Origin of the sequence: Larkinella sp. C7 (assembly GCF_006149005.1) — a bacterium.
GTDB lineage: Bacteria > Bacteroidota > Bacteroidia > Cytophagales > Spirosomataceae > Larkinella.
Map to the genome: position 1 here is coordinate 18,807 of NZ_VBSL01000014.1, position 23,565 is coordinate 42,371.

Below are 23,565 nucleotides of genomic sequence, written 5' to 3' on the forward strand. Positions count from 1 at the left end.
CAAATGAAACTCGCCGACCACGTTCAATCCATCAAGCAGCTTACCCGAAAGGCATTCGATAATCAGTTTTCACGGCTGGGCATTGGCGCGGCCAAACTGCTCGACGCGGGCTTGCTGGCCCCCGAACTCCAGACCAAACGGACCAAAATAGAAGAGCTGGTGCGCAACCACGAAGGCGAAACCGGCACCTTTGCCCAGGCCCGCGAGAAGGCGCTCGACGAACTGGCCTTTACGCTCTTTAACCGGATTGCGGCCATCAAGGTCATGGAAGCCCGGACGCTGTTTCCCGAGGTGATTACCAAACGCCCCGAAAACGGCGACCGCTCGTTTCAGCACCGCGACTGGCTGGAACAACACCCCCACCGGCGCGGCGATGAACTGGAAGGCTTACGGAGTTTTATCAAGGATGCCTTTGACCTGCTGGGGACCGAGATTGCGCTCTATGACCGAACCTATCCCTACGCGCTGCTGCCGCACACAGTGGAGCTGAACGAGATCATCGATGCGTTTAACGCGGTGGAGAAAGACCGCGACATTGACGACCACATCTGGGCGAGCGACGATATTCTGGGCTGGCTCTACGAGAGCTACAACATCGACAAGAAGCGGGAACACAAAGACAGCGGGGCCAAGACCGAATACCACAAGGTGTCGCTGCAATCGCAGGTGTATACGCCCCGCTGGGTGGTTGAGTTTCTGGTGCAGAACTCGCTGGGCAAGCTCTACCTGGAAATGTACCCGCAGTCGGAGATCCGGAACCGGTACAAGATTGCCAACGCCCCGCAAAAGCAGGAGCGTACGCCCAAGCCGCTGCCCGAGGTAAAACTGATTGACCCGGCGAGTGGCTCGGGCAATTTCCTGCTCTACGCCTTCGACTTTTTCTACGAACTGTACCTGGATCAGATTGAGAACTACGGGGCCGATTATGACGAAGACGACGTACCGGCACTGATTCTGGAAAACAACGTGCATGGCATCGACCTCGACGACCGGGCTATTCAGCTGGCGCAGCTGGGACTGTATATAAAAGCCAAAACGCACAACCGAAGTGCCCAGATTCCGGGCTTTAAGGTGGTGTCGTCTGATTTTTTCCTGCCCGACTACGACGAGGTAGCGGCTATGTTTGAAAGCGACGACCAGTCGATTGGCGAAAGCCTGCGCGGCCTGCTCCGCGAGATTTGGGGCGACTTGCAAAACGCCTACCGCTTTGGCTCATTGGTACGGATTGAGGAGAAGGTTAATAATAGAATTGGCCAGTTAGATAGCTCAGCGACCCCCTTATTTGGCAACCAAGATGCACAAATACTGACCGACTTTAAGGTGGAGTTTTTCCCTCGAATCCGCGAGGCCGTAACCCAATATAGCGGTAGCCGGACCACGCCATTCATTAAAGGCAAAACGCTGGATGCGCTGACTTTTCTGGAAATCATTACCCAACAATTTGACGTAGCCGTAGCGAATCCACCGTATACGGATAGTAGCGATTTTGGGCCTGATCTGAAAACGTTTATTGAGGATAATTACAGAAAGCCCTACAAGTTTAATACGAATTTATACGCCACATTTATAAAGCGTTGTTGTGAATTAGTGGATAGCAAAGGGAAGGTAGCAATGGTTCATCCACCCACGTTTATGTACATTAAAACGTTTGAAGATGTCCGTAAATACATGATCGACAAAACACACATTAGTTTGTTTGTTGAGTGGGGTTATTTAGGCATGTTTCATCCTTCGGCAAGAGTAGATAGTGCCATGTACATTTTAGAAAAAACGAAACAATATAATGATACAACGTTTATAAAACTTTCCGATTTATACGAAACCAAACGTTATGATGCCTTATTTGAAGCGTATGAGGATTACTTAAGTGGAAAAAAACATGAGTTAGTTTATCATCTACCTCAATCAAAGCTTAAAATTATCGATGGTTGGCCTTTTATTTATTGGATTTCAGATGGGTTTCGAAATAAGTTTACTGGCCTAAGCTTCGAAGATGTGGCATCAGTTGTCTCAGGCGTCAAAACCGGGAATAATGATAGGTTACTTAGATATTGGTGGGAGTTAGAGCAAAACTCCATTTCAAGTAGCTACTTGACAGATCAAAAGCCTTGGGTCAGATATGTTAAGGGAGGCAAATATTGTAAATGGTACGGAAATAATTGGCTTTGTGTTTATTATAAAAAAGATGGTGAAGAGATAAAAAAGAGCAATAATTATAATTTACCTGTATCAAAACATTTGTTTAAAAAAGGAATCACTTATTCGGCTACGTCAACTAAAGGTGTATCATTTAGGATATTGGAGGATAATCAACTTTTCGATATGAAGGGTTCATCTATATTGTTTGATGAGCCTTTCATGGTAGAATACTCGCTTGGATTGCTAAATTCTAGACTCTCTTTTTATATAGCAAAATGCTTAAATGGGACAGTTGAGACGCAAGTAGGAGATATTAAAAGAATTCCATATATCGATCCAGGTATTGTTACACAACGAAAAATATCTAATTTAGGTCATAAAAATATTGTATTAACACAGGAAATAAATTCATACAAGATTACCGAACACAACTTTAAAATAAGCTCTGTTTATTTTTTCGCAGGAAATTCTTTAAGAGAAAAAGTTTTATCTTCTCTTTATCATGAAAATACTCAAGTCAGTTTGCTTTTGATTAATGAAGCATTAATCAATATTCTTATTTTTGAAATTTATGACCTCAATCCTGAAGATCAGCAACAAGTAGAAGCTAAAATGGGTAAATCGGTTGGTGAGTTACCCGTACTAGCTATAGCCAAAACGGCTTATCTGGACGAGGCATCAATAGACAACGAAACGGTCAAAACATTCATTCAGGAATTACCGGTCGCCAGTTTTGACGATGAGCAGCTAGACGCCATCAAAGCGGAGTTTCCATCGCTTTATCAGGCCAACAATGATCTGGAAGAATTCTGTATCCAGCATCAGGTCAACCCCATCAACGTCTGGTACTGGTTCCGGGAGAGTAACGTACTGCCACCGGCTCGGGCGGCAGAAATTGCCCTAGAGTTTCTAGCCGATCTGATCCGGGAGATTCTGATGGAGGACGAAGACGGCATTGTGCCGCTGGTCCGCAATGCTGGGGAAGACATTCTGCTGGATCGCATCGAGAGCAAGATGCAGTCCAAAGGCTTCAGCACCGCCCAGATTTCGCAGTTGGATGGGTTGTTGGGTCGCCCACTCAACGAGTACCTGGAGAATCATTTCTTCCGCAACCTCAGCGACCATCTAAACATGTTTCCTAATCTGCCCAGAACGCCCTTTATCTGGCACCTGAGCAGCGGGCCGTACCGGGGTTTTGAGTGCTACCTGATCATTTACAAATGGAGTAAAGACAAACTGCTGCTGCTCAAATCGGTTTATGTCGAGAAACGGGAGCGGTCGCTCATCAACCGCAAAACAGACCTGCTCAACGATAACTCCGCCAAAGGCCAGAACGAGCGCAACCTGGTCGATAAGCAACTGGGCGAGATAGCCGAGTTCAAACGCAAGATCGACGACCTGCTGGCGTCGGGCTACGACCCCAAGCTGGACGGTGGCGTGGGCAAAAACATTGCCCCGCTTCAAAAACGCGGCATGATCCCCTACGAGGTGCTCAACGCCAAGCAATTGCCCAAGTACCTAAACGCAGACTGGTAAATGGCGCTACCCGTCAACATAGTCGACTTACTACACGGCCGCTCGGTAGAGTGGGATCGTCTGGAGTTCAAGCAAGGCTGGAACCCCGAAGACGTGGTGCATACGCTATGCGCCTTCGCCAACGACATCAACAACTGGGGTGGGGGCTACCTCATCATCGGCGTGGCCGAGCAAAACGGTCGTCCGGTGCTGCCCCCCGCTGGCCTCAACCCCGATCAACTCGACCGCATACAAGGCGAGCTGGTGAGTTTGTGCCATAAAATCCAGCCCAACTACCTGCCCGTTTCGCAGCCCTACGACTGGCAGGGGCAGTCTATTCTGGTGATCTGGGCCCCGGCGGGCGATGTTCGGCCCTACACGGCCCCGGTGTCGCTGTCCGAGCGTCAAAGTCGCCGGGAGTCGTACATCCGGCAGGGTTCACGCAGCATCCTGGCCCAGGGCGAGACCCTGCGTCGGCTGCAGGAGCTCACCGCCCGCATCCCCTTCGACGACCGCATGAATCAGGTCGCCACCCTCAAAGACCTGTCCCTAAGCCTGATTCAGGGCTTTCTGGACGAGGTCAACAGCGACCTGCTCGACGAGAGCACCCGCATGCCCTTTACCGAACTCTGTCAGCAGATGCGGATTGCCAAAGGTCCCGATGAGAATTTGCGGCCGGTCAACGCGGGTTTACTGTTCTTCAGCAAAGAACCCGAGCGTTTTTTCGACCGCGCCTGGATCGAGGTCGTCATCCGGCGCGACGAAGCCGGGAAGCAGTTCAGCGAGAAATACTTTAAAGGGCCGCTGCACGTCCAGCTGCGCGATACGCTGGCGTATATACGTACCTACGTGGTGGAGGAGAAAATCCGCAAAGTAGCGGGTCGGGCCGAAGCCGAGCGGTTTTATAACTTTCCGTTTGCCGCCATTGAAGAAGCCGTTGCCAACGCGGTATTCCACAAAAGTTACGAGCTCCCCAACCCCATCGAAATTCAGATCTGGCCCGATAAGATCGAGATTCTGAGTTTCCCCGGTCCGGTACCGCCCGTAACGGCCACCATATTGGCCTCGCAAAAACGGATTGTTGCCCGCGAGTACCGCAACCGGCGCGTGGGTGATTTTCTGAAAGAGCTGCACCTGACCGAAGGGCGCGGCACCGGCTTGCCCGCCATTTACCGGGCCATGGAACAAAACGGTTCTCCCGCGCCCGTTTTTGAAACCGACGAGCATTGTACCTACTTCCTGACGGTATTGCCGATCCATGCCGATGCGGTGGCTGGTTCAAGTAACTTAGTTACTCCCGAGAAAAGTAACGAAGTTAGTAACCAAGATACCCGTACAGAATCGGTCAGGTACCAAGTCAGGTCCGAAGTTGGGTACCAAGTTAGAGACCAAGTCATAGACCGGATTATTCAGACGCTACAATATTGTCTCCATCCGCACTCCCGCAAAAGCATACTGGAAAATCTGGGTTTAGCGAGCAAGACGGCCAATTTCTCTGAGAATATTGGCCCTGCCCTGGATAAAGGCTGGCTGGCCATGACCATTCCCGAAAAGCCCAATAGCAAGAGCCAGCAATACATGACCACCCCCGAAGGTAAAAACCTGCTCCAAAACCTGAACCTGCTCCATGATTGAAACCTGGCTGTACCAAGACATCAAGAAAACGTTCGACCGGGGTTATACTCGTTTTGTGCTGAGCGATCTGCACGGCGAAGCCAGTTACCTGCTGAGCCAGCTGCCCAAAAACTGGACGGTACTGGAAGCCCATTCCGAACTGGACGAACTACACGCCAAATACCTGGCCGAAACCGAGCACGCCGATACCCCCGTGGTGTTTTACACCCGCATTCCCGTTGAGAAGCTCACCTTCCTGATGGAATACGCCATGATTGGCGGGAATCTGCCCATTACGCAGTTTCAACAGTACATCAAAAAACAGGTTCATAAACATACGGGATTCAATTTGAATCTGGTGAAAGAGGATCTCCTGACCGCAGCCAAAGTCTCCGTCGGCAAAGACAAAACGTACTGGATGGACCTTAGCCATAAAGGGTCGGGCGAAATCTTCGATCTCCGGGAAATGCTGTTGCCGTTTCTACATGAGCCGGAGTCATTCGCGAGCAGTATGCACGCCACGGTAAAAAAGGCATTTCTATCGCGGGTTCAGCAGCACATCGGGCAAACGCCCATGGACAAACCCGCCCAAACGGTGGCGCAGGAAGTGACCCAAAACCTGCTGGAGGGATTGCTGCTTAACAAACCCGATGCCCTGTTGCTTTCCGTTTATCACCGCTGGCTGGATAGCAACAGCGCCAAATCATCGTTTCTAACGTACCTGAAAGCCTACACCCCGTCGACGCTGGCCAATCCCTGGAACGTCCACCCCGATCACCCATTCGGTCAGGTCGATCTGTTGCAGCTTCAGGACGTGGTGGCTCACCTGCACGACCGGTCTAAGCTTACTAAATGGCTTCCGGCTATGCAGGCTAGAGCCAAAAACCGCTACGCCCGGCTGATGCAACTGGACTGGTGGGAAGCGGTAGTCGCGCTGATCCAGTTCGATGCCAAAGGCATTCAAAGCATCAGTTCGTTTGCCGACGCCATCAAGTTTTACAAAGAGAGCTTTGTGCCGGTCGATCGGGCCATGCGGCAGTTATTAGCCGAGTTCCTCAGCAACGCTCCCCTCATAAAACCCCTACAGGAGTATTACCATACCCTGGTGGGTGAGCTGCTGGAAAAATGGTTTTATTACTTTGAAGACTACGGGCAAACCCAACAGGGGTTACTCAACCGAATTATCGACAATCGACAGGGGCCAATTGCCATCATTGTGGGCGACGGCGTTACCTACGAAATCGCCGATAAAATCAACCGTCGCGTCGGCAAAGACCTGAAAACAACGGCCGATCACTTCCTGGCCGATTTGCCGTCGGTAACCGACAACAACATGAGTCGGCTCTACCGCTCGGATGGCAGTTGGGTAGCCGAGAAAGCCGAACGGGAACGCTACCTAAAAGCCGAATTTCCGAAGCTCAGCATCGCCTTTGTCGACCTGGAGGATATAAACCACAGCCTGTCGGGTCACGATGTGGTTATTTGCAGCTACAAAGACATCGACGACATGGGCGAGAAGCTACAACAGAAAGCCCTGAAGTTTCTGGATACGGTGATCGACACCGTGAGCAGCAAGATCAAAGAGCTGGAAAAGATCGGTTTCCCTACGATTCACCTGGTTACCGACCACGGTTTCGTTTTAACGGGTTTAATTAGTGATTCGGATAAAATTGAAGTCAAACCAACGGGTGCCAGTCTAAAAACAGAACGGTTTATCGCCTGTGCCGAGCGGCAAACTACGTTACCGGCGCAGCTGCTGGAGGTCAAGTCCAGCTATAAAGAGTTCAGCTACCTGTATTTTGCCAAAAACCTACGGTCGTTTAAAACGCCCGGCAAATACGGCTACGCACACGGTGGGGCTTCCCTTCAGGAATTGGTTGTTCCCCACTTTACGTTTACGTCTCCGCACGTAGTAAAAACGCTGGAGGTTGTCATTACCGATAAAGCGGCTCTAAAAGACGTAGTTGGTGAAAATTTCGTCATCCGGCTTCAGGCGGGAACTGGTGATGGTGGGGTGTTTTCGGCCCAGCGCAAATGTAAACTATTGATCTACAATAATGGGAAGGAAATTGGTGCCAGTGATGTAATCTCCCTTTCGGTTAATGAGAGCGCCAGTAGAGAATATTCCTTCGAAAAAAAGCCGGAACTGGACATCATTCTGGTGGACGCCACCACCAGAGCTCAGTTGGACAAAGTAGTCGTAAAGAAATCTTCCATCCGTGATTTAGGCGGTTTATTGTAGATTGCCGTATGATTGTACTCGATAATCTTGATAACAAACTGCTGGAGCATTTCCGGGGTTACGTCGTCAAAAAAGACCTGGTTCGCATGGTCAAAGTAGGTGCCAACGTACCGGTCTTCGTGCTGGAATACCTTATTGCCAACTCCTGCTCGACGAATGACGAAGAAAAAATTCGTCAGGGTATGGAGAATGTCAAGCGGATTCTATCCCAGCATTACGTAAACCCGGAGGAAAGCAGCCTGATTCATTCGAAAATCAGGGAGGCCGGGAGCTATAAGATCATTGACAAAATATCGGTTCGGCTCGATCCCAAAAAGGACAAATACTGGGCGCAGCTCAACAACAGCAACATCAAAGACGCCAATATCCGGGATGAACTGGTGCTGGAGCACGACAAAATGATGTTGGGCGGCATTTGGGCCATCATCGACATTGAATACGATCCGAATATCAAAATTGGCTCGACTATTTTCCCCTTTGTCATTCGGGACATCAAACCCATTCAGCTTTCATCTTTCGATAACACGCGTATTCAGGACAAGCGGAAAGAGTTTAGCAGAGAGGAATGGATCGAGGTATTGATGCGCAGTAGTGGCTATGAGCCTTCCTCAGAAGGAATGACCGACCGGGTAAAAATGCTCCTGCTTTCCCGCCTGATCCCGCTGGTCGAATCGAACTTCAACTTTGTGGAATTGGGCCCCCGATCGACCGGTAAGTCATTTGTTTTTAAAGAGTTGACGCCCTACGCGGTTTTGATTTCGGGCGGTCAGGGCACGGTGGCCAAGTTATTTGTCAATGGCTCAACCGGCCGGGTAGGGGCGGTGGGTCAGTGGGACGCCATCTGCTTCGATGAGGCAACCGACAAGCTTTTCAAAGAGCGCGATGCCATTCCGCTCATGAAGGATTACATGGAATCGGGTTCGTTTTCGCGGGCTGGTGCTGGTGGAGAAATAACCGGTAACTCGTCGATTATCTTAAACGGCAATATTAACCAACCGGTTGAAACCGTACTGCAAACATCTCATCTATTTAGCCCGCTGTCGCCCGAAGTAAACAACGATACCGCGTTCCTGGACCGGATTCACTTCTATTTGCCCGGCTGGGAAATGATCAAGTTTTCGCCGGTCAACTTTACCTCGAATTTCGGCTTCAGCACCGATTACTTTTCAGAAGCCCTAAAGAGCATGCGGAAAGAGAACTACACCGATGCACTGGAAAAGTACTTCTCGCTCGGTTCGCACCTCAAACAGCGCGATACCAAGCCCGTTAAAAAGACCGTATCCGGCTTAATCAAGATTCTGCATCCCGACGGCAAATTCACCAAAGAAGATGTTCGGGTATATCTGCGATTTGCGCTGGAAATGCGTCGCCGGGTGAAAGAACAGCTCAAGCGGATAGGAGGGATGGAGTTCTGGGATACCAACTTCTCCTTTATTGACAAAGACACCCAGGAAGAAACGTTTGTTGGCTTACCAGAAGAGAAAGGCTCCCAACTCATTGAAAGTACTCCGCTCTCTCCGGGATTGTGCTATACCTGTACCAGTGAAGGCGAGAACTTTGCCTTGGTCAGGATTGAAGTCGTTGTTACTCAGGGCTCGGGGAAAATGAATATATCAGGAACAACCAGTGCTTTGGTAAAAGAAAACATCCGGAATACCTACCAGTACATCAAGGCCAATGAGCGGAAAATCCTGAATGAGCAGCACAGTTTGGCCAACTTTGATGTAAACGTCCAAATATCGAATTTACTCGGTGCGCAGATAGGATCAGGAGTAGGAGGGGCGGTTTATCTGGCTATTTTATCGGCATTATATAAGCGAAACCTGAAGCCGGGACTCGCCGTATTAGGGAACATATCCATTGGTGGAGCAATCGAACGAGTGCCTAACTTTTCGGATAAAGTCTCGATGCTTTCTGAGAATGGCGCCAAAACCATTGTCGTACCGATGGACAATTTGTCGGAGATCGCTACAGTCCCGCAATCGGTGCTTGGCTTATCCGATGTGCCGTTTTATTCTAACAGCCAGATGTTGATGCAAAAAGCGGTTTTGATGGAGTGAAGGGAGAATAAAGCCCTTAGCGTTAAAGGGCCATTTAATATTATTCTGAAGTACCCCAATTTTTATACTACCTATATAGGTATAAAAATAACATACAACAATGAACCCTTCTGAAAACACTCCACACCCGTTAGAAACACTACTGAAACGGTCTTGGCAAATCACTGATTTTAGGCTAGTTGGCAAATACGAAGTTCATCCTGACGGCAAATGGGCAACATTTAAAGAACTTCGTTCAATGTCCGGCGAACTATTATATTTTCCAGAAGATAAAAATACAGGCCTTAGGAGTAGAATAGCTTCTGCATCTGTAATCCCTAATGACAAACTTATCACAGGAGAATATTATCAGTTTATAGCTAAGCTCAATTCCAAAGAAAGCGAATTAGGTCGTAATCCGTTATTCGTAGTTCCCCAGCCATTCGGTAAGGTTTCACAGCAAGTTCAAGAGCGGATACAGAAAGAGCAACTTGTGAAATCAATTTTTAGACGAAACGGAGCTACCCCATTTGACGCAAAAAATCTAGCTAATTCATTAAAGAACTTTCAGATCGAGTTATATACCAAGACAGAGCGCTTCATTTTTGAACTCCTCCAGAACGCCGATGACTTCCCTCTTCAAGGCAAAGAAGTTAGTATTTCGTTTGAAGTTCTTAAAGAAAATATCCTCGTTCAACATAACGGTCGACCATTCAGCCAGCGAGATGTAGAATCTATCTGTAGTGTTGGTGATAGCTCAAAAGCTAAAGATATTTCTGCTACAGGTTATAAAGGTATTGGCTTCAAATCTGTTTTTACACATGCAAAACGTGTTTTTGTCTCTTCAGGTGGGTTTGAGTTCTGTTTTAATAAGGAGCACTCAACATACTCACATTTTGAAAAGATGTTTCCTGATTTCAGGGAAAACTTTTCTGGAGATAAAGAAGTCCATACAGGACCCAATAACGTGCCTTGGCAATTGAAACCTATATGGAGAGAAAAAGATCTGTTTCCTCAAGAGGTTAGGCATCATGCTGATTTCTTTAATGAAAACGTTTCGTTTTGTTTAGAGTTTGGCACTAGGAACTGTGAGGCATTCACAGAAAAAGCAGATACTTTTTTTTCGGACCCCCGTTTTTTACTATTTCTCAGAAATATCTCTCAAATAAACTATGTGACTGGAGACAGCACATTGCTTGTTAAAAGATACGTAGAAAGTGGAAAAACAAGGCTACTTAGTGGAAACACCGAACAACAATATATTACACATAAAGCTGATAAGATAGATTTTAGCAATTCAATTAAAACTTTTAAAAACGCAGGTGACATACCTCCAAAACTGCTCGATTTCCCTTTTTTAACACTGTCCTTTGCGGCACTGATTGAGCAGGAAGAAATAGTTCCTCTATCCGATGTACCCTTATTCACTTATCTTCCCACTGAAGATCGGTCTTATCACTTTCCATTCTTGGTGAACGGAGATTTTGTGACGACATCAAATCGTGAACAAATTTTACCTGGCAACAAATGGAACGAGCTTGTTTTTGAACAGATTGGATACCAAGTATTTATTTGGGTCCAATCTATTGTTAAAATAAGTGAGTACCGCAAAAATGCTTACAGGCTTATTCCTAAAAAACTAAGCCAGGATACAGCCGTATGTAATGCTTTCAACCTTGGTTTCGAACGAGCAATATCAGATGTCGACTTTATTCTGAACCGATCGGGAAGCCTTCAACTTCTGAAAAATACCTTGATTGATAAAACTGGCCTGACAGAGCTGCTTGGCGACGATTTTAGCTCAATAACAGGGTATGATGAACAAGTTATTAATGCTGACGTCCATTCAAAGAAAATAGAAAACCTAATTAGGGAGTATAATGAAGGCATCATATTTGACCTTGACGATCTCAACGATTTATTGGACGTAAGTACCTTCAAAGCTTGGCTAACCGTACCAGAGCATAATGCTGTATTCATAAACCACCTAGCAGATAAACAATGGATTGAACGACTAGCTGAACAACCTGTATTCCTTAACCAGAACCTGCAGTTATGTACCGCTGGGCAGCTTTACGACAGCTTTTCTGATGATCTCTCTTTGCTCGAATGGCTTAACGTCTCTTATTTGCATCCTGAGGTTGCAGAAAGCATATCATCGATTACTTTACCCATTAAGAGCTACAATGCGGAGAATTTTATAAAGGTAGAAGTCTTGGGTAACCAATCAACTATCGACGAATTACTAAAAGACAAGCAACATAATCTTAATTTCTATCGATATATTTTCAAACATCATGAATCACTCAGTGACAAAGATTTTTTTGGATCTGGAAAATTAAATTACTTTAGAGTATGGAGCGGACTGGAAAATGACATAAGTAGTTTCAGTGACAATATCTACGGGTTTCATCGTTCAATTGCAGAACTTATCAATAAGCAGGCACTGCCAGCGGAGCAAATAAACTTATTATCCCCCGAGTTTCATAAAAACGAAGAAGACGTACACAAATGGGCAAAGTTTTGGCAACGACTCGGGGTAAAAGAATACAAAGAGTCGACGGTTGCAGGCTTCCTAACCGCTGAGGTTGTTAGCCAAGCCATGGCTTTAGAAAAGCATTTCGACGCTTACGATCCTTTTGATGAAGACGTCGAACCAACAGACTCATATCTACAGAAGCAACAGGCTAGTGCTACGTTATGGGTATTTATCTCGCAAGCGCTTAAACATATACCCGAAGAGACAGCAAAAAAGCTATGTAAGGACATTGGGAGTCTGGTAGTATTCACTACAGAAAATTGTACGACCAAACCCTTGAGAGAATGCTATCTTTCGAATTCTTTTACTGGGAATCCAACCCTTGAACAGTTAGCTGATCAATTCGCTGATATTGATTCCTATTTTATTTCTGGATCATATCTAGACAATAAAGACCTTTCAGTAATAGAGTGGCGTAAGCTATTTGAACAGTGTGGGGCTCAAACTACTACTGAAAACTTTGTTGAACGGTTATCTGCTGAACTCGATAATATTGAGGAGACTAATCTTCTTACTACAACGAGGTTCCTCTTTGAAAATAGAAGTTTTTTTCAGTCTAGCGATAAACGACTTAACTCTTTAAAAATACAGATAACCGACGAATTTGTTGAGCCAGCAGCAGCGGTAATTGGTAGTTACTATACTCAAGACAGTCTCTTGGAAACTGTACTACCCAGTATAAGGCTAAAAAATCTGGTGTCAGAAAACTATGCAAGTAGACGTTTGGCGGACTGGACAGTTTTTTTTGAAAAGATTGGTGTAGTCATACTGAAAACGGAACAGGAAGTGATTGATTATAAAATTGATTATCTCCTGTCTAATCAAGAAGCCTTACACACTTTAGAAAACACAGTCGAAATTATTAATGAACTGGCCAGCCTGCACAGACAGGATAAACTGAAAGATCATTATCAGTCTCTTGGCCAGTTAAAACTTAAACTCAAAGGGCATGACAATAATTTTTTACAAGCTGACGAATGCCATTTATCAACTGAGTATAAACCGAAGCTTGACTTAGAAACACTGCTCCCACCTGAAGAATGCCCTGATCTATTTGTTAATCCGATCTATATTGGAAGCAACCGGGATCATGTTCGTTCGTTCTTTCTCAAAATTGGAGTATATAGTGATTTTGAGATTTTGGAAGATGAATGGGTTGTTAGAAGCAACCTTACTCAGGCGTATCAAAGCGCTATTGATACTCAACATCCATATATTCCGGAAAATGCTAAAAAATTTGCTGGCCAGCACCGAATAGGGCCTTGGATTCGTCTTAATTATGAGCGCTTTCTCAACAGGCCAACTGTGTTAGTTGCCTTTTGGGCAAAAGTTTTAGAGTCCAAAAAATTCAGAGATCATTTGTTTAGCAAAATTAAGTATAAATGTCAATACTATTCATTTTCCTGTGTAAATAATATAGCTTTTCGAAGTCAAACAGAACGTCTAATCCCAACCCTAGACAACCAGATTGTAAAGGCGAATGAACTGTATTCTATAAGTCTCAAGGACAAAATCGATGATCTAGCTTTATTACCAGCAGTTGATCTTACTGGAGTTTCAGTGGACGGCACCAACTTTGAGCAATGGCTAGGTATTAGGCAAAATCTCTCATTAAGCCTTTGCTTAAAGAGAATTTCAAAGGTGAATAATCAGGCTCAGTTAAATTCTGAAGGAACCTGGCAAAGAGTAAAAGAGATATTGAAAGCCGAAAAGAAAAATTTAAATGGAGAAGACAAGGCTAGCCTTATTAATTTCAAAACAAATGGCTTTCTACCGAATCAAACAGGGGAGTGGAAACAGACTTCAAATCTGTTCTATATCAGCGATGATTTCGATCTAGGTATCGGAAATAGTCCGTGGTTAATTGCTGATGAATTACAGTTCATTGCGTCGTGGTTAGAATTGAAAAAACTTACAGAAACTGACTTTGCACCAGAGTTTCGCAATCCGATAATAGAGCGAAGCTTTCAAGAGACACTAACTAAGCGGCTGAAATTTATTGCATTTGCTGAAAAACAGTCTGATTGGTCAGAATGCCAAAGTGATTATTTAGATACAATCACTGCCTATCAATTTTATCGGACAGTTCGAATCTCCTTCTGCTATACTGGAGTAACGCCACCTATTGAAAATACAGATCGAAACTTCTATCAAGAAGATAATAAAGTGTACTATATCGGCAACTGGAACGGATCAAGAGCGGCAGAACTTTTCAGCTTTGTTCATAAAGTGCTTGATCTTAAAAAGGTATCTGTAAAAGTGCTTCAGGACATTCTGTTAAACACCGAGGCTGAAATTATTGAGCTTTTAGAGGAGAAGAATTTCAGTATCCCTGATGAATGGAAGCATAAGCGAGAGTTGATGCCAACAATAGCCCCTCCCCTAATTGCTGATTCATTTTTAAACCGCATCAGCCAATCGGAGCCATTGGTTTCAGAAAATGATGAAAAAACTGAACAAGAGCGTGCTCAGGCTCAAGGCCCCAGTTCAGAAGAACGAGTGTTAGATAGTGAGGAAGTAGAGAACGATTTTATCAAAGAAGTGGAAGAATTTATTAGCGCTGAATTGGAAGACACTGAATGGGCAGACTACATACCAGAACTAAAAAATATTTTAGAGCTATCTATAGACCAGCCTAAAGAAAAACAAAAACTTTACAATTTAATTGCCAAAATAAAATTAGCAAAATCTACATTAATTCATTTCGACAGAGCGGATAAGGATTATAATCGGCTGGTAGATGGAGATGAGAAGTATTTTATACATAGTGCGAGAGGTTCGTTTGCGTACATTCACCCTAATGAAATACTATCAATGAGGGATAATGGGTATAAAATTGCTTTAGATTTTGGGTCAAAATTTCCAATAAAAATATACCATAAAGCTGAAGATATATTAAGCCTCAATACAAATCATTTACTTGCTTATCAATATGAAAAGACAATGGATGATTTATTCATGTTCTGTGAACATAATAAAGACGCGAATAAACACCTATTGATTGTTGATAAAGATATATCGAGAGGGAAATCAAATGATATTTTCAAACTACTAAATCCTGAAGATGATTATCAATAGAAATAAGCATATAAATCTCATACAGGATGAATTAACTTATCAGACGAATGAGTTTGATAAGTTATTGAGAAAGCATGCTGCAAAAATGTTTGTAGATGGTCAACTCTATCTATGCCGTTACCAGGGCTTCGATGAAGCACGAGGCAATTTAATCGTCAGGTTCGAACATAAAATATGTTTACCCCCAAGGAAGAATGAGCACTTTCAGTGTTTTGTTTCTGACATTCAGAATGATAACGTACAAAACTGGGGTGGTTTAACTTATAGAGATTTACGAAAAAGAGTTACGACGCAGTTCGAATCTAAGACCGTTTTTTTTTCTTATGAAAATGGCCATTCAATCGTTGGGTTATCTGGTATAAAGATTGAGGACGTTGAAAAATATTCAAAAGACACCTTAGTTTTTTTGGCTCCTACAGATCCACCATTAAATTATCTTTTAAATCTCATCAATTTTTTAAAAGAAACAGCATCTTCTCCAAATGAAATACTGGATTTAAATATTACTAATAAAAATTGGAATCCTACACCTCTAACAGTAAGCGAGGATATTGTCACGGTTATCCAAACGGATTTAATTGAAAACGAGATAGTTGTAATTCAAGGGCCCCCAGGTACTGGCAAAACGTATCTGATGGCACAGCTTTGCAGTGCGTTAATTAAGGCTGATTATAAGATCTTAGTTACTGCCTTAACTAATAGAGCTTTAGTTGAACTTGCTGAAAAAGATCATCTGAAAGCAGGTTTAGCGGAAGGGAAGGTGTATAAATCATCTCTTACAGCAGATGAGTCCAAAAACAAGAAGATAAAAGGTATAAAGGCATTTAAAAGCCTTAGCCAACAAAAGCCACAAATGTTATTATTGACGTATTATATTATGTCTCAAATTGCCGCCAAAGCAATCGTTGACGACCACTTTGACTACATAATTATTGAAGAAGCAAGTCAGGCATTCTTATCAACACTCGCACTGGCAAGAAAATTAGGGAAGAAATGCATAATAATTGGTGATATAAAGCAACTTGAGCCTATATTTTACAAAGAATATGCACCTGAAGATAAAAACAACTACGATTTAATGGTTTGTGGACTGAAAGCTATTAGTTACTTTTTACCTAATACGAAGCAATATATCCTCACAGACTCGTATCGACTTACGCAAACCAGTGTCAATGCAACAAATGCATTTTATTCTGGAATGCTAAGGAGCAAATCAGACACATTGCTTCCTATAGATTTTAGTAAATATCCGCTACTGAATAATATTTTTCAAAGCAATGGAGGCACATCATTAAAAATGTTTGATTTGCCTGATAGCCGAATACCTTCAGCAGCATGCACGAATTTAATTATAAACCTAGTAAGTACGCTAAAGCTGTTTAATGGTAAAGCTGAAATAGCTGTCCTAGCATTTAATCGGGATACAGTTCGTTTTTTGCAAAAAGAAATATTTTCCAAGTGTGCCAATACCGATGATGTGCTAGTAGAAACAGTAGACAGAATTCAGGGGTTAACAACTGATTTCTGTATTTTCTTCATTCCCACCGAGAGTATACCCTTTGCTTTACAAGCCAATAGATTTAATGTTGCTACTTCCAGAGCTAGACTTTGCACACTTCTAATTTCGTCTCCAGATATAAGGTACTTTGTAAATACAAATGCATCTTTAAGATATTACTTTGAACACGTTAGTTCTTTAAGTTAAGAGTTTACTTGATACATTCACGCTTTTTTATGCGCCATTTATGCTGAAGTTTGAGTAGTTTAGAAATTAAGCTATTTTCTTATTTCTGACTCACCGCAGGTTGACCTAATCTCAAATCTTGGACAGTCAAAACTGGAGAATCGGACTAGCATGACCTTGGCACCATTCCATTTACTCATTAACCGGCTGTGCTCAACCATATAGATTTCCCAAAAAAAAGTATGTTGTAATGGCTCATCTACTAAAACTAACAAGAAGGCACAGCTACTAAAACTAACAAGAAGGCACAGCCAGCAAGAACATTACCACAGGCTAAAGAAGCGGGTTATCGTGCTTAAATCAATAAATCTGACAAAAACACAGATAATGTGAATTTTTATAATAAAGAAAAATAGCGTTACATTTAAGATTTGTAATTTACAATGAATTAAATATATGGACTTTGATAGTGAGGATATATTCAATGGGAAATTCTCAGTTGATCAAGCAATCCAGCAGTTTCGTACCCGGCTTTTAGATTTAACCGCCCGTAATCGGCTAATAAGTTACCGGCATCCCAAAGGTCGGTCCATTCAATTTGTTGATGACCCCGTATTAAATGTTGTTTTTAACCGGCTCATTGATAACAAGTCAATCCTCATTAAAAGCGTTCCCAACCCTCCGGCCGATCTATTTGCCGTTAAAAGACCTGATGCAAAGGCATATGCTAAAACAGTGCATATAAATGTTTCTGAAGAGTTCCTGGTTACTACCCCCGGATTACCTCCCCAGCGACAATCAGCCAAACTTCAAGCTCTTTTTTATCCAGACGAATTAGAAAAAATCTGTCGGAAGCTACGATCGGAATCCAATACGGTCATTGAGGAAACCGGTACGAATATGTTGTATTTAATATTCGGATTTTTGGAATATTATGAAAACGAAGAGTCAGATAAACCGATTCTGGCGCCCTTACTGTCTTTACCCGTTACGCTTGAAAAGGGCGATATTGACCCAGAAACCAGGACATACCAGTATACAATCAATTATTCAGGTGAGGATGTTCAGCATAATGAATCGTTGCGGGAAAAACTTAGCCGTGAATTTATGCTCCAACTCCCCATTTTTGAAGAAGAAGGAGAACCTGAATCCTACTTTGCCGTCATTCAAGGGGCAGTACAAATGCGAAAACGCTGGCGGGTTCGCAGCCAACTGACGTTAGGCTTTCTATCTTTTGGAAAGCTAGCTATTTGGGCCGATCTAAATCCTCAAAAATGGCCCAAATTTGCCCAGAGTAAATTACTAAATCAGCTATTCTCAGGCCACTCAGGGAGCGAATCCGATGAATTTGGTGAAGATTATGAGATTGATAATCATCCTGAAACCGAGGCACTGTCGCTTATTTTCGATGCCGATTCCGCACAACATAGCGCCATAATAGATGTTTTGGCCGGTAAAAACCGAGTCATCAATGGCCCACCAGGTACAGGAAAATCACAGACTATTACCAACATTATAGCAGCCGCATTACAAAAGGGGAAAAAAGTACTTTTTGTATCTGAAAAATTAGCGGCATTAGAAGTTGTTAGGCATCGACTCAATCAAGCGAACTTGGGACATTTTTGTCTGGAACTTCACAGTCATAAAACGCAAAAAAAGAAGCTTCTAGAAGACCTGCAAAAACGACGGGATGAAACGTTTGCAACACCACGTCAAATAGAAGATAGGTTGGCAACGCTCAATCAACAAAAGCAAGTACTTAACACGTATGCCCAATTGATATCTAGTCGAATTGGCAACAAGTTGGGCTTGACCGCGCATGAAGTTTTTTGGAAGGCTGAATTTTTTCGTGGGTTGGTAAGGCAAGATGTTTTCCAGAATGAGGCTATGCTTTTACCAGAAGCCAGTGAGTGGACACTAGCTGATATTGAGTTGAGACGATCCAAATTAAATACACTTGGCAAATTAATGACTGAGGCCGGGCCATACAACTCATCAAATCCGTGGTGGGGATTTAAGCCATATGTACTGGCACCCGGCACCGAAATGAGAATCCAGCAGCTATTAAAGGATGCCATGGTTCAATCACAGTATTTAGACGAACTTGTTCAGGAATATATAAGTAAAACGAAACTCACTGAGGAACCATCACTGCAACGGTTTAAGGAGCTGCATAGTGTTATGTTGACTTTGCCTGAACCTCCTCCCAATTTAGTCGAAAATCTACTGCCCTGCCTGTTTCCAGCTCCGAATGTTATGAACCTGGAATTGCTAAAAATAGTGAGGCAAGTCGTTAAGGATATTCGACAGGCGAACCAGTTAAAAATGTTTAGTATAGAATTTTTAACGTCATCTCGTGAGATGATCTATACCCAAATTCACGATTATGCTGAAACCGCATCAAAGCAGCTCATCCCAACGGCTTCATCATTGACTTTAATTCAGCTAAATGAACTTGTAAAGGCAACCGTTTTCGCCCTTGACCATTTTGATCAGCAGATTACGATAAGATCGTATGCTTATCATCCAATCAATTTAGCTATCCTGAGAAACTTGGATAAAGCATTAGCGGATCTTAATGAGAATAGCCCGTTAAAGCTCGAAAAGCAATCGATCAAAGTGATCAATCAAGGAGTAACCCTGTTAACTGAACGCGTAGATCAACTGGCGCAATGTTACGAACGCATCGATCTTCTTGTACATCAACTGAATGTCAATTATGATGGTTCTTTGACTTCCATTCAAGCCTTAGGTCGTCTGGAGGGCATCAAGGGTTTACGGTCAAAAACGATAATTGATGAAAGCGTCCTAGAAAACATCCAGGCAGTTACTAGCCAACTGCCTATTGAATTTGCGAAACTTTCATTAACGGAACTTCAGACAAGGAAACTTAATTTAGTCGCCTTACACGAACGAATTGACGATTTACTAACTAATTTAAAAGGATATGCCCAGCAATTATCTTTTCCTTTTAATGGTTCCTCATTGGCAATTTCCAGCTTGTCTATAATAGCGGAACTGGCTGCTGAGGCACCCCATGCCTTGATTGATTTTCGACATCCTGCGCTTGCGCACCCTCGTATTGGGGATCTTATCCGAAAAGGGGAGGAAATGCAATTTTCTGAAAATAAACAAAGGGAAAAATTGGCAGAAGAGGTTTATTTTGATGCCTTACCGAACCAGGATGAGCTGAAAGGAGCTCTTCGTAGCCTGCGGCAAACTGGTGATGGCTTTTTTAATTTTTTAAATAAAGATTGGCGCTCGGCCAAAAAACTAGTTGATGGAATTAGCCGAGATAAAATAAAGGGTAAAGCAATTAATTACCAGAATCGTATAGAACAGATTTTAAAGTGGCAGGATTGTGCGACATCAATAAATTCCAATCCGGAGTTTAAGGAAGCATTCGGCTTACTATTCAAAGGTGTAGATACTGACTTCTCCGCGATTCGTCGCCTTCATGAATGGTATAAAAAATGCCAAATAAAGGTGCATCAAAAAGTTGAGTTGGCAGGTATGATTGATCTAGCCACTCTAGAAACTGAGATGCTAATGAAATATGCGGCTTTAGCACCCAGTATCACTGAAATGGCTACTGCGCTGGATGATTCCATACGAAAAACCAACCATCTACTCTATAGGCGACTGAGTACGTTGGCGCAGGAAGACGGATGGACTTATAATAGAAGAATCAATCAAGTAATCAATACAATAGCAAATCTGGCTACTAAACTAGAACAATTCGTTACACCGGACATTTCACCAGAACGTTCAGTAGAACTCCTGACAGCTACTTTAGAAATTAGGCTAGCCAAAGAAGATTTTGAATTGCTTACGCAAGTGGTAACAACTATTCGTACGCAAGTAGAGCCTTTGTTACCTGGTTTAGCAACAATGGAGTGTCAATACGTGGATCAATATATTAGACAACTAAACACGATTATTATTCAGGTGAACCATTTGCTGGACCAAGTGGTCACTTTTGTTCATGACCATCAGACCAATCCAGAGGAGATGCGTTTGTTCATGGATGCAACGTGTAAAGTAGAGGCTTGCGTAACTGAATTACTCAATACAGATCCTATAACTACTAACAATTGGCCATCTTACTCTTCACACCTTCAAAGTCAGACTAACGCTATAGGCCAATTAGTTTCTTCGCTACTGTCTGTGGCTAAATCTCCGGAACAAACGGTTCAGGATACACTAGAAGCTTTACAAGCCCAAAATGAGTCAGAGGTACTTGTTCAACAAATAACGGAGCAAGTAACGGGGGTAGGACTTCCAGACGGACTAATTGAAGGTTTAAATACAAATGTAGATGCCCTCGAAGCCACGATCGATTGGAGTCAAAACGTAGTAATGAATCCACAAATTTTTCGTTCCGAACTTCAACATCTTTTTAAAAGTGCTGATGCGTCATCTAACTTTCTCCTGATCAAAAAAATACTTGACAAGGTTGCCGCACTTCCTCAAAAGATTGAGGATTGCTTAACGGGCCTTGCCAATTACGGTCACTTTTCCTGGGCAGAATGGAGTCAAACAGTAATGAAGAGAGATTCTTCCCCATACGCAAGTCTTCTTCATCAACGAACCCAAAGCGCGGTTTTTCAAGTCGACAAAGTCCTAGTTTGGTCACAGTACTATTCCAACCGAACGAGCTGTCTTGAACTCCAGCTTCAACCCTTTGTCGATTTTCTCGAAGACCAAACGTTTCCAGCTGAAAAAATAAGCGATGTATTTCACTACGCCGTTTACTGGTCAATTGCCAAACATATTTACACTACATTTCCCGTCTTTAATAATTTCGTTGGGACAAGACATGATAGCCTCCGATCAGAATTTGCCGCCTTGGATCGCGAAATCATTCAAGTCACGGGGAAAGCCTTCGCTTATCAAATCGATAGAAATAAAGAAGTGCCGAGTGGACTTAACAGTCTCTATGCGCGTGAAAAGACGCAAAGATGGTTGCTGGAGCATGAAATCGCTAAACAAAAGCGTCATATTCCAATTCGCCAATTGATCAAGCGCGCTGGCAAGGCCTTACAAGAGTATAAGCCTTGTTTTATGATGGGACCATTATCAGTGGCCCAATACCTTGAGTTGGGAGCAGTCGAGTTTGATCTCATTGTGATGGATGAAGCGTCCCAACTGCGGCCCGAAGAAGCCCTTGGGGCTATTGCTAGGGGAAAACAACTCGTTGTTGTTGGTGATCCGAAGCAATTGCCACCGACCAATTTTTTCGACCGAATAATGGATGGTGATGATGACGAAGAAGATGCGACACCTGACATTTTTGGCGGACTGGAAAGTATCCTGGATATCTGTCAACAACTTTTTCATCCGGTGCGTACCCTTCGCTGGCACTATCGCTCCCAGCATGAATCTTTGATTGCGTTTTCTAATCACCATTTTTATGATGGAAAACTAATCGTTTTCCCATCTCCTTACGATCGAAATAAGCGTTTAGGAGTTCGCTATCGATACTTGAAAAATGGAGAATATAAGGATCGTCGCAATATCGTAGAAGCACAGCGGGTAGTAGAGGCCGTAATTGAGCATATGATCCATTATCCGGACGAATCGTTGGGGGTTGTGACTTTAAATCAAACCCAGCGTGATCTTATTGATGATCTATTGGATAAAAAAATGCGCGATAGTCAAGAAACCGCCAGCTATTTAGAAAAATGGAGAAGTGAAGGCTTGCCGTTTTTTATTAAAAATCTAGAAAATGTTCAAGGTGATGAACGCGATGTAATTTTCATTTCGACAACATTTGGTAAAGTTCTTAATACTGACAAGGTACGCCAGAATTTCGGCCCCATTAGCCGGTCTGATGGCTGGCGCCGGTTGAATGTACTATTTACACGAGCCCGACGGAAAATCGATCTTTTTACTTCTTTGTTACCCGAAGATATTCTTTCCGATGAGAAAACGCCACGAGGTACCCGAGCATTACGAGACTATTTAGATTTTGCCAAGAATGGTCTATTAACATCGGCCAATCCTTCGGGTCGGGAAGCTGACAGTGATTTTGAACGGTCGGTGGGCGAAATGCTTCAAAATCATGGGTATGATACAGTACCTCAGTTAGGTGTTGCAGGCTTTTTTATTGACATAGCGATTCGTAACCCAGACCGTCCGGGTGAATTTCTAGCTGCAGTTGAATGTGATGGTGCTACCTATCATTCTAGTAAATCAGCACGTGACCGGGATCGAATCAGGCAGACCATTTTAGAATCGCTCGGATGGAAAAATCGCATCTGGCGCATCTGGTCTACGGACTGGTTTTATAATCCACGTCGGGAATCTGAACGCCTGCTCACATTTTTAAAAGAACGAAGGGAAGCAGCGCGGCTAGAACCTATTTACATTGACGATGAGCCAGATGAAGATGATTATTTTGGAGATGATTTATTGGTTCAAGTAGTGGATAGTGAGATTGCAGACTCACTGGTAATAAATAGCAGAGAAGAAATATATGTTGAAGTTGGTGATAAAATAACGTTTAGCTACTCAGATAGACCAAGCGAAAAACGAACTGTAATGCTTGTTGAGGGGGCCTCCGACCCTAAACATGAGCGTTTTAATGACCAATCTTCATTAGGGAAAGCCTTACTGAATGCAAAAGTTGGCGAGGTAAAACTTTTAGAAAATAATGCATTGACACGGAGAATAAAAGTGCTAAAAATTAGCCGATAGAGCATGCAAAAAAAAT

At 43.4% G+C, this 23,565-nt stretch carries 7 protein-coding genes; all 7 read left to right on the plus strand.

Annotated features, from left to right (window positions below):
• Positions 1-3 precede the first annotated feature (3 nt).
• Complete coding sequence (gene pglX / locus FH871_RS25320) at positions 4-3,675, plus strand: BREX-1 system adenine-specific DNA-methyltransferase PglX (protein ID WP_138994214.1); 3,672 nt, start codon at positions 4-6, stop codon at positions 3,673-3,675.
• A complete protein-coding gene (locus tag FH871_RS25325) occupies positions 3,676-5,289 on the plus strand; it encodes an RNA-binding domain-containing protein (protein WP_138994215.1) in 1,614 nt (537 codons plus the stop codon).
• On the plus strand, positions 5,282-7,510 hold the full coding sequence (locus tag FH871_RS25330; protein ID WP_138994216.1) for a hypothetical protein: 2,229 nt from the start codon (positions 5,282-5,284) through the stop codon (positions 7,508-7,510). Before FH871_RS25325 ends, FH871_RS25330 begins: the two co-directional genes overlap by 8 nt.
• A gap of 8 nt (positions 7,511-7,518) precedes the next feature.
• Positions 7,519-9,570, plus strand: coding sequence for a protease Lon-related BREX system protein BrxL (brxL, locus tag FH871_RS25335; protein ID WP_138994217.1), 2,052 nt, complete (start codon positions 7,519-7,521; stop codon positions 9,568-9,570).
• A 100-nt stretch (positions 9,571-9,670) separates the two neighbouring features.
• Positions 9,671-15,166: an ATP-binding protein gene (locus FH871_RS25340; protein ID WP_138994218.1), complete on the plus strand. Its 5,496-nt coding sequence runs from the start codon at positions 9,671-9,673 to the stop codon at positions 15,164-15,166.
• Complete coding sequence (locus FH871_RS25345) at positions 15,153-16,871, plus strand: AAA domain-containing protein (RefSeq protein WP_138994219.1); 1,719 nt, start codon at positions 15,153-15,155, stop codon at positions 16,869-16,871. Before FH871_RS25340 ends, FH871_RS25345 begins: the two co-directional genes overlap by 14 nt.
• Positions 16,872-17,306: 435 nt before the next feature.
• Complete coding sequence (locus FH871_RS25350; RefSeq protein WP_138994220.1) at positions 17,307-23,549, plus strand: DUF4011 domain-containing protein; 6,243 nt, start codon at positions 17,307-17,309, stop codon at positions 23,547-23,549.
• Positions 23,550-23,565 lie beyond the last annotated feature (16 nt).

What these genes read in the sequence shown, in the direction of transcription:
- pglX (WP_138994214.1), top strand. Translation starts at nt 4, where the DNA reads ATGAAACTCGCCGACCACGTTCAATCCATCAAGCAGCTTACCCGAAAG.
- FH871_RS25325 (WP_138994215.1), top strand. Translation starts at nt 3,676, where the DNA reads ATGGCGCTACCCGTCAACATAGTCGACTTACTACACGGCCGCTCGGTA.
- FH871_RS25330 (WP_138994216.1), top strand. Translation starts at nt 5,282, where the DNA reads ATGATTGAAACCTGGCTGTACCAAGACATCAAGAAAACGTTCGACCGG.
- brxL (WP_138994217.1), top strand. Translation starts at nt 7,519, where the DNA reads ATGATTGTACTCGATAATCTTGATAACAAACTGCTGGAGCATTTCCGG.
- FH871_RS25340 (WP_138994218.1), top strand. Translation starts at nt 9,671, where the DNA reads ATGAACCCTTCTGAAAACACTCCACACCCGTTAGAAACACTACTGAAA.
- FH871_RS25345 (WP_138994219.1), top strand. Translation starts at nt 15,153, where the DNA reads ATGATTATCAATAGAAATAAGCATATAAATCTCATACAGGATGAATTA.
- FH871_RS25350 (WP_138994220.1), top strand. Translation starts at nt 17,307, where the DNA reads ATGGACTTTGATAGTGAGGATATATTCAATGGGAAATTCTCAGTTGAT.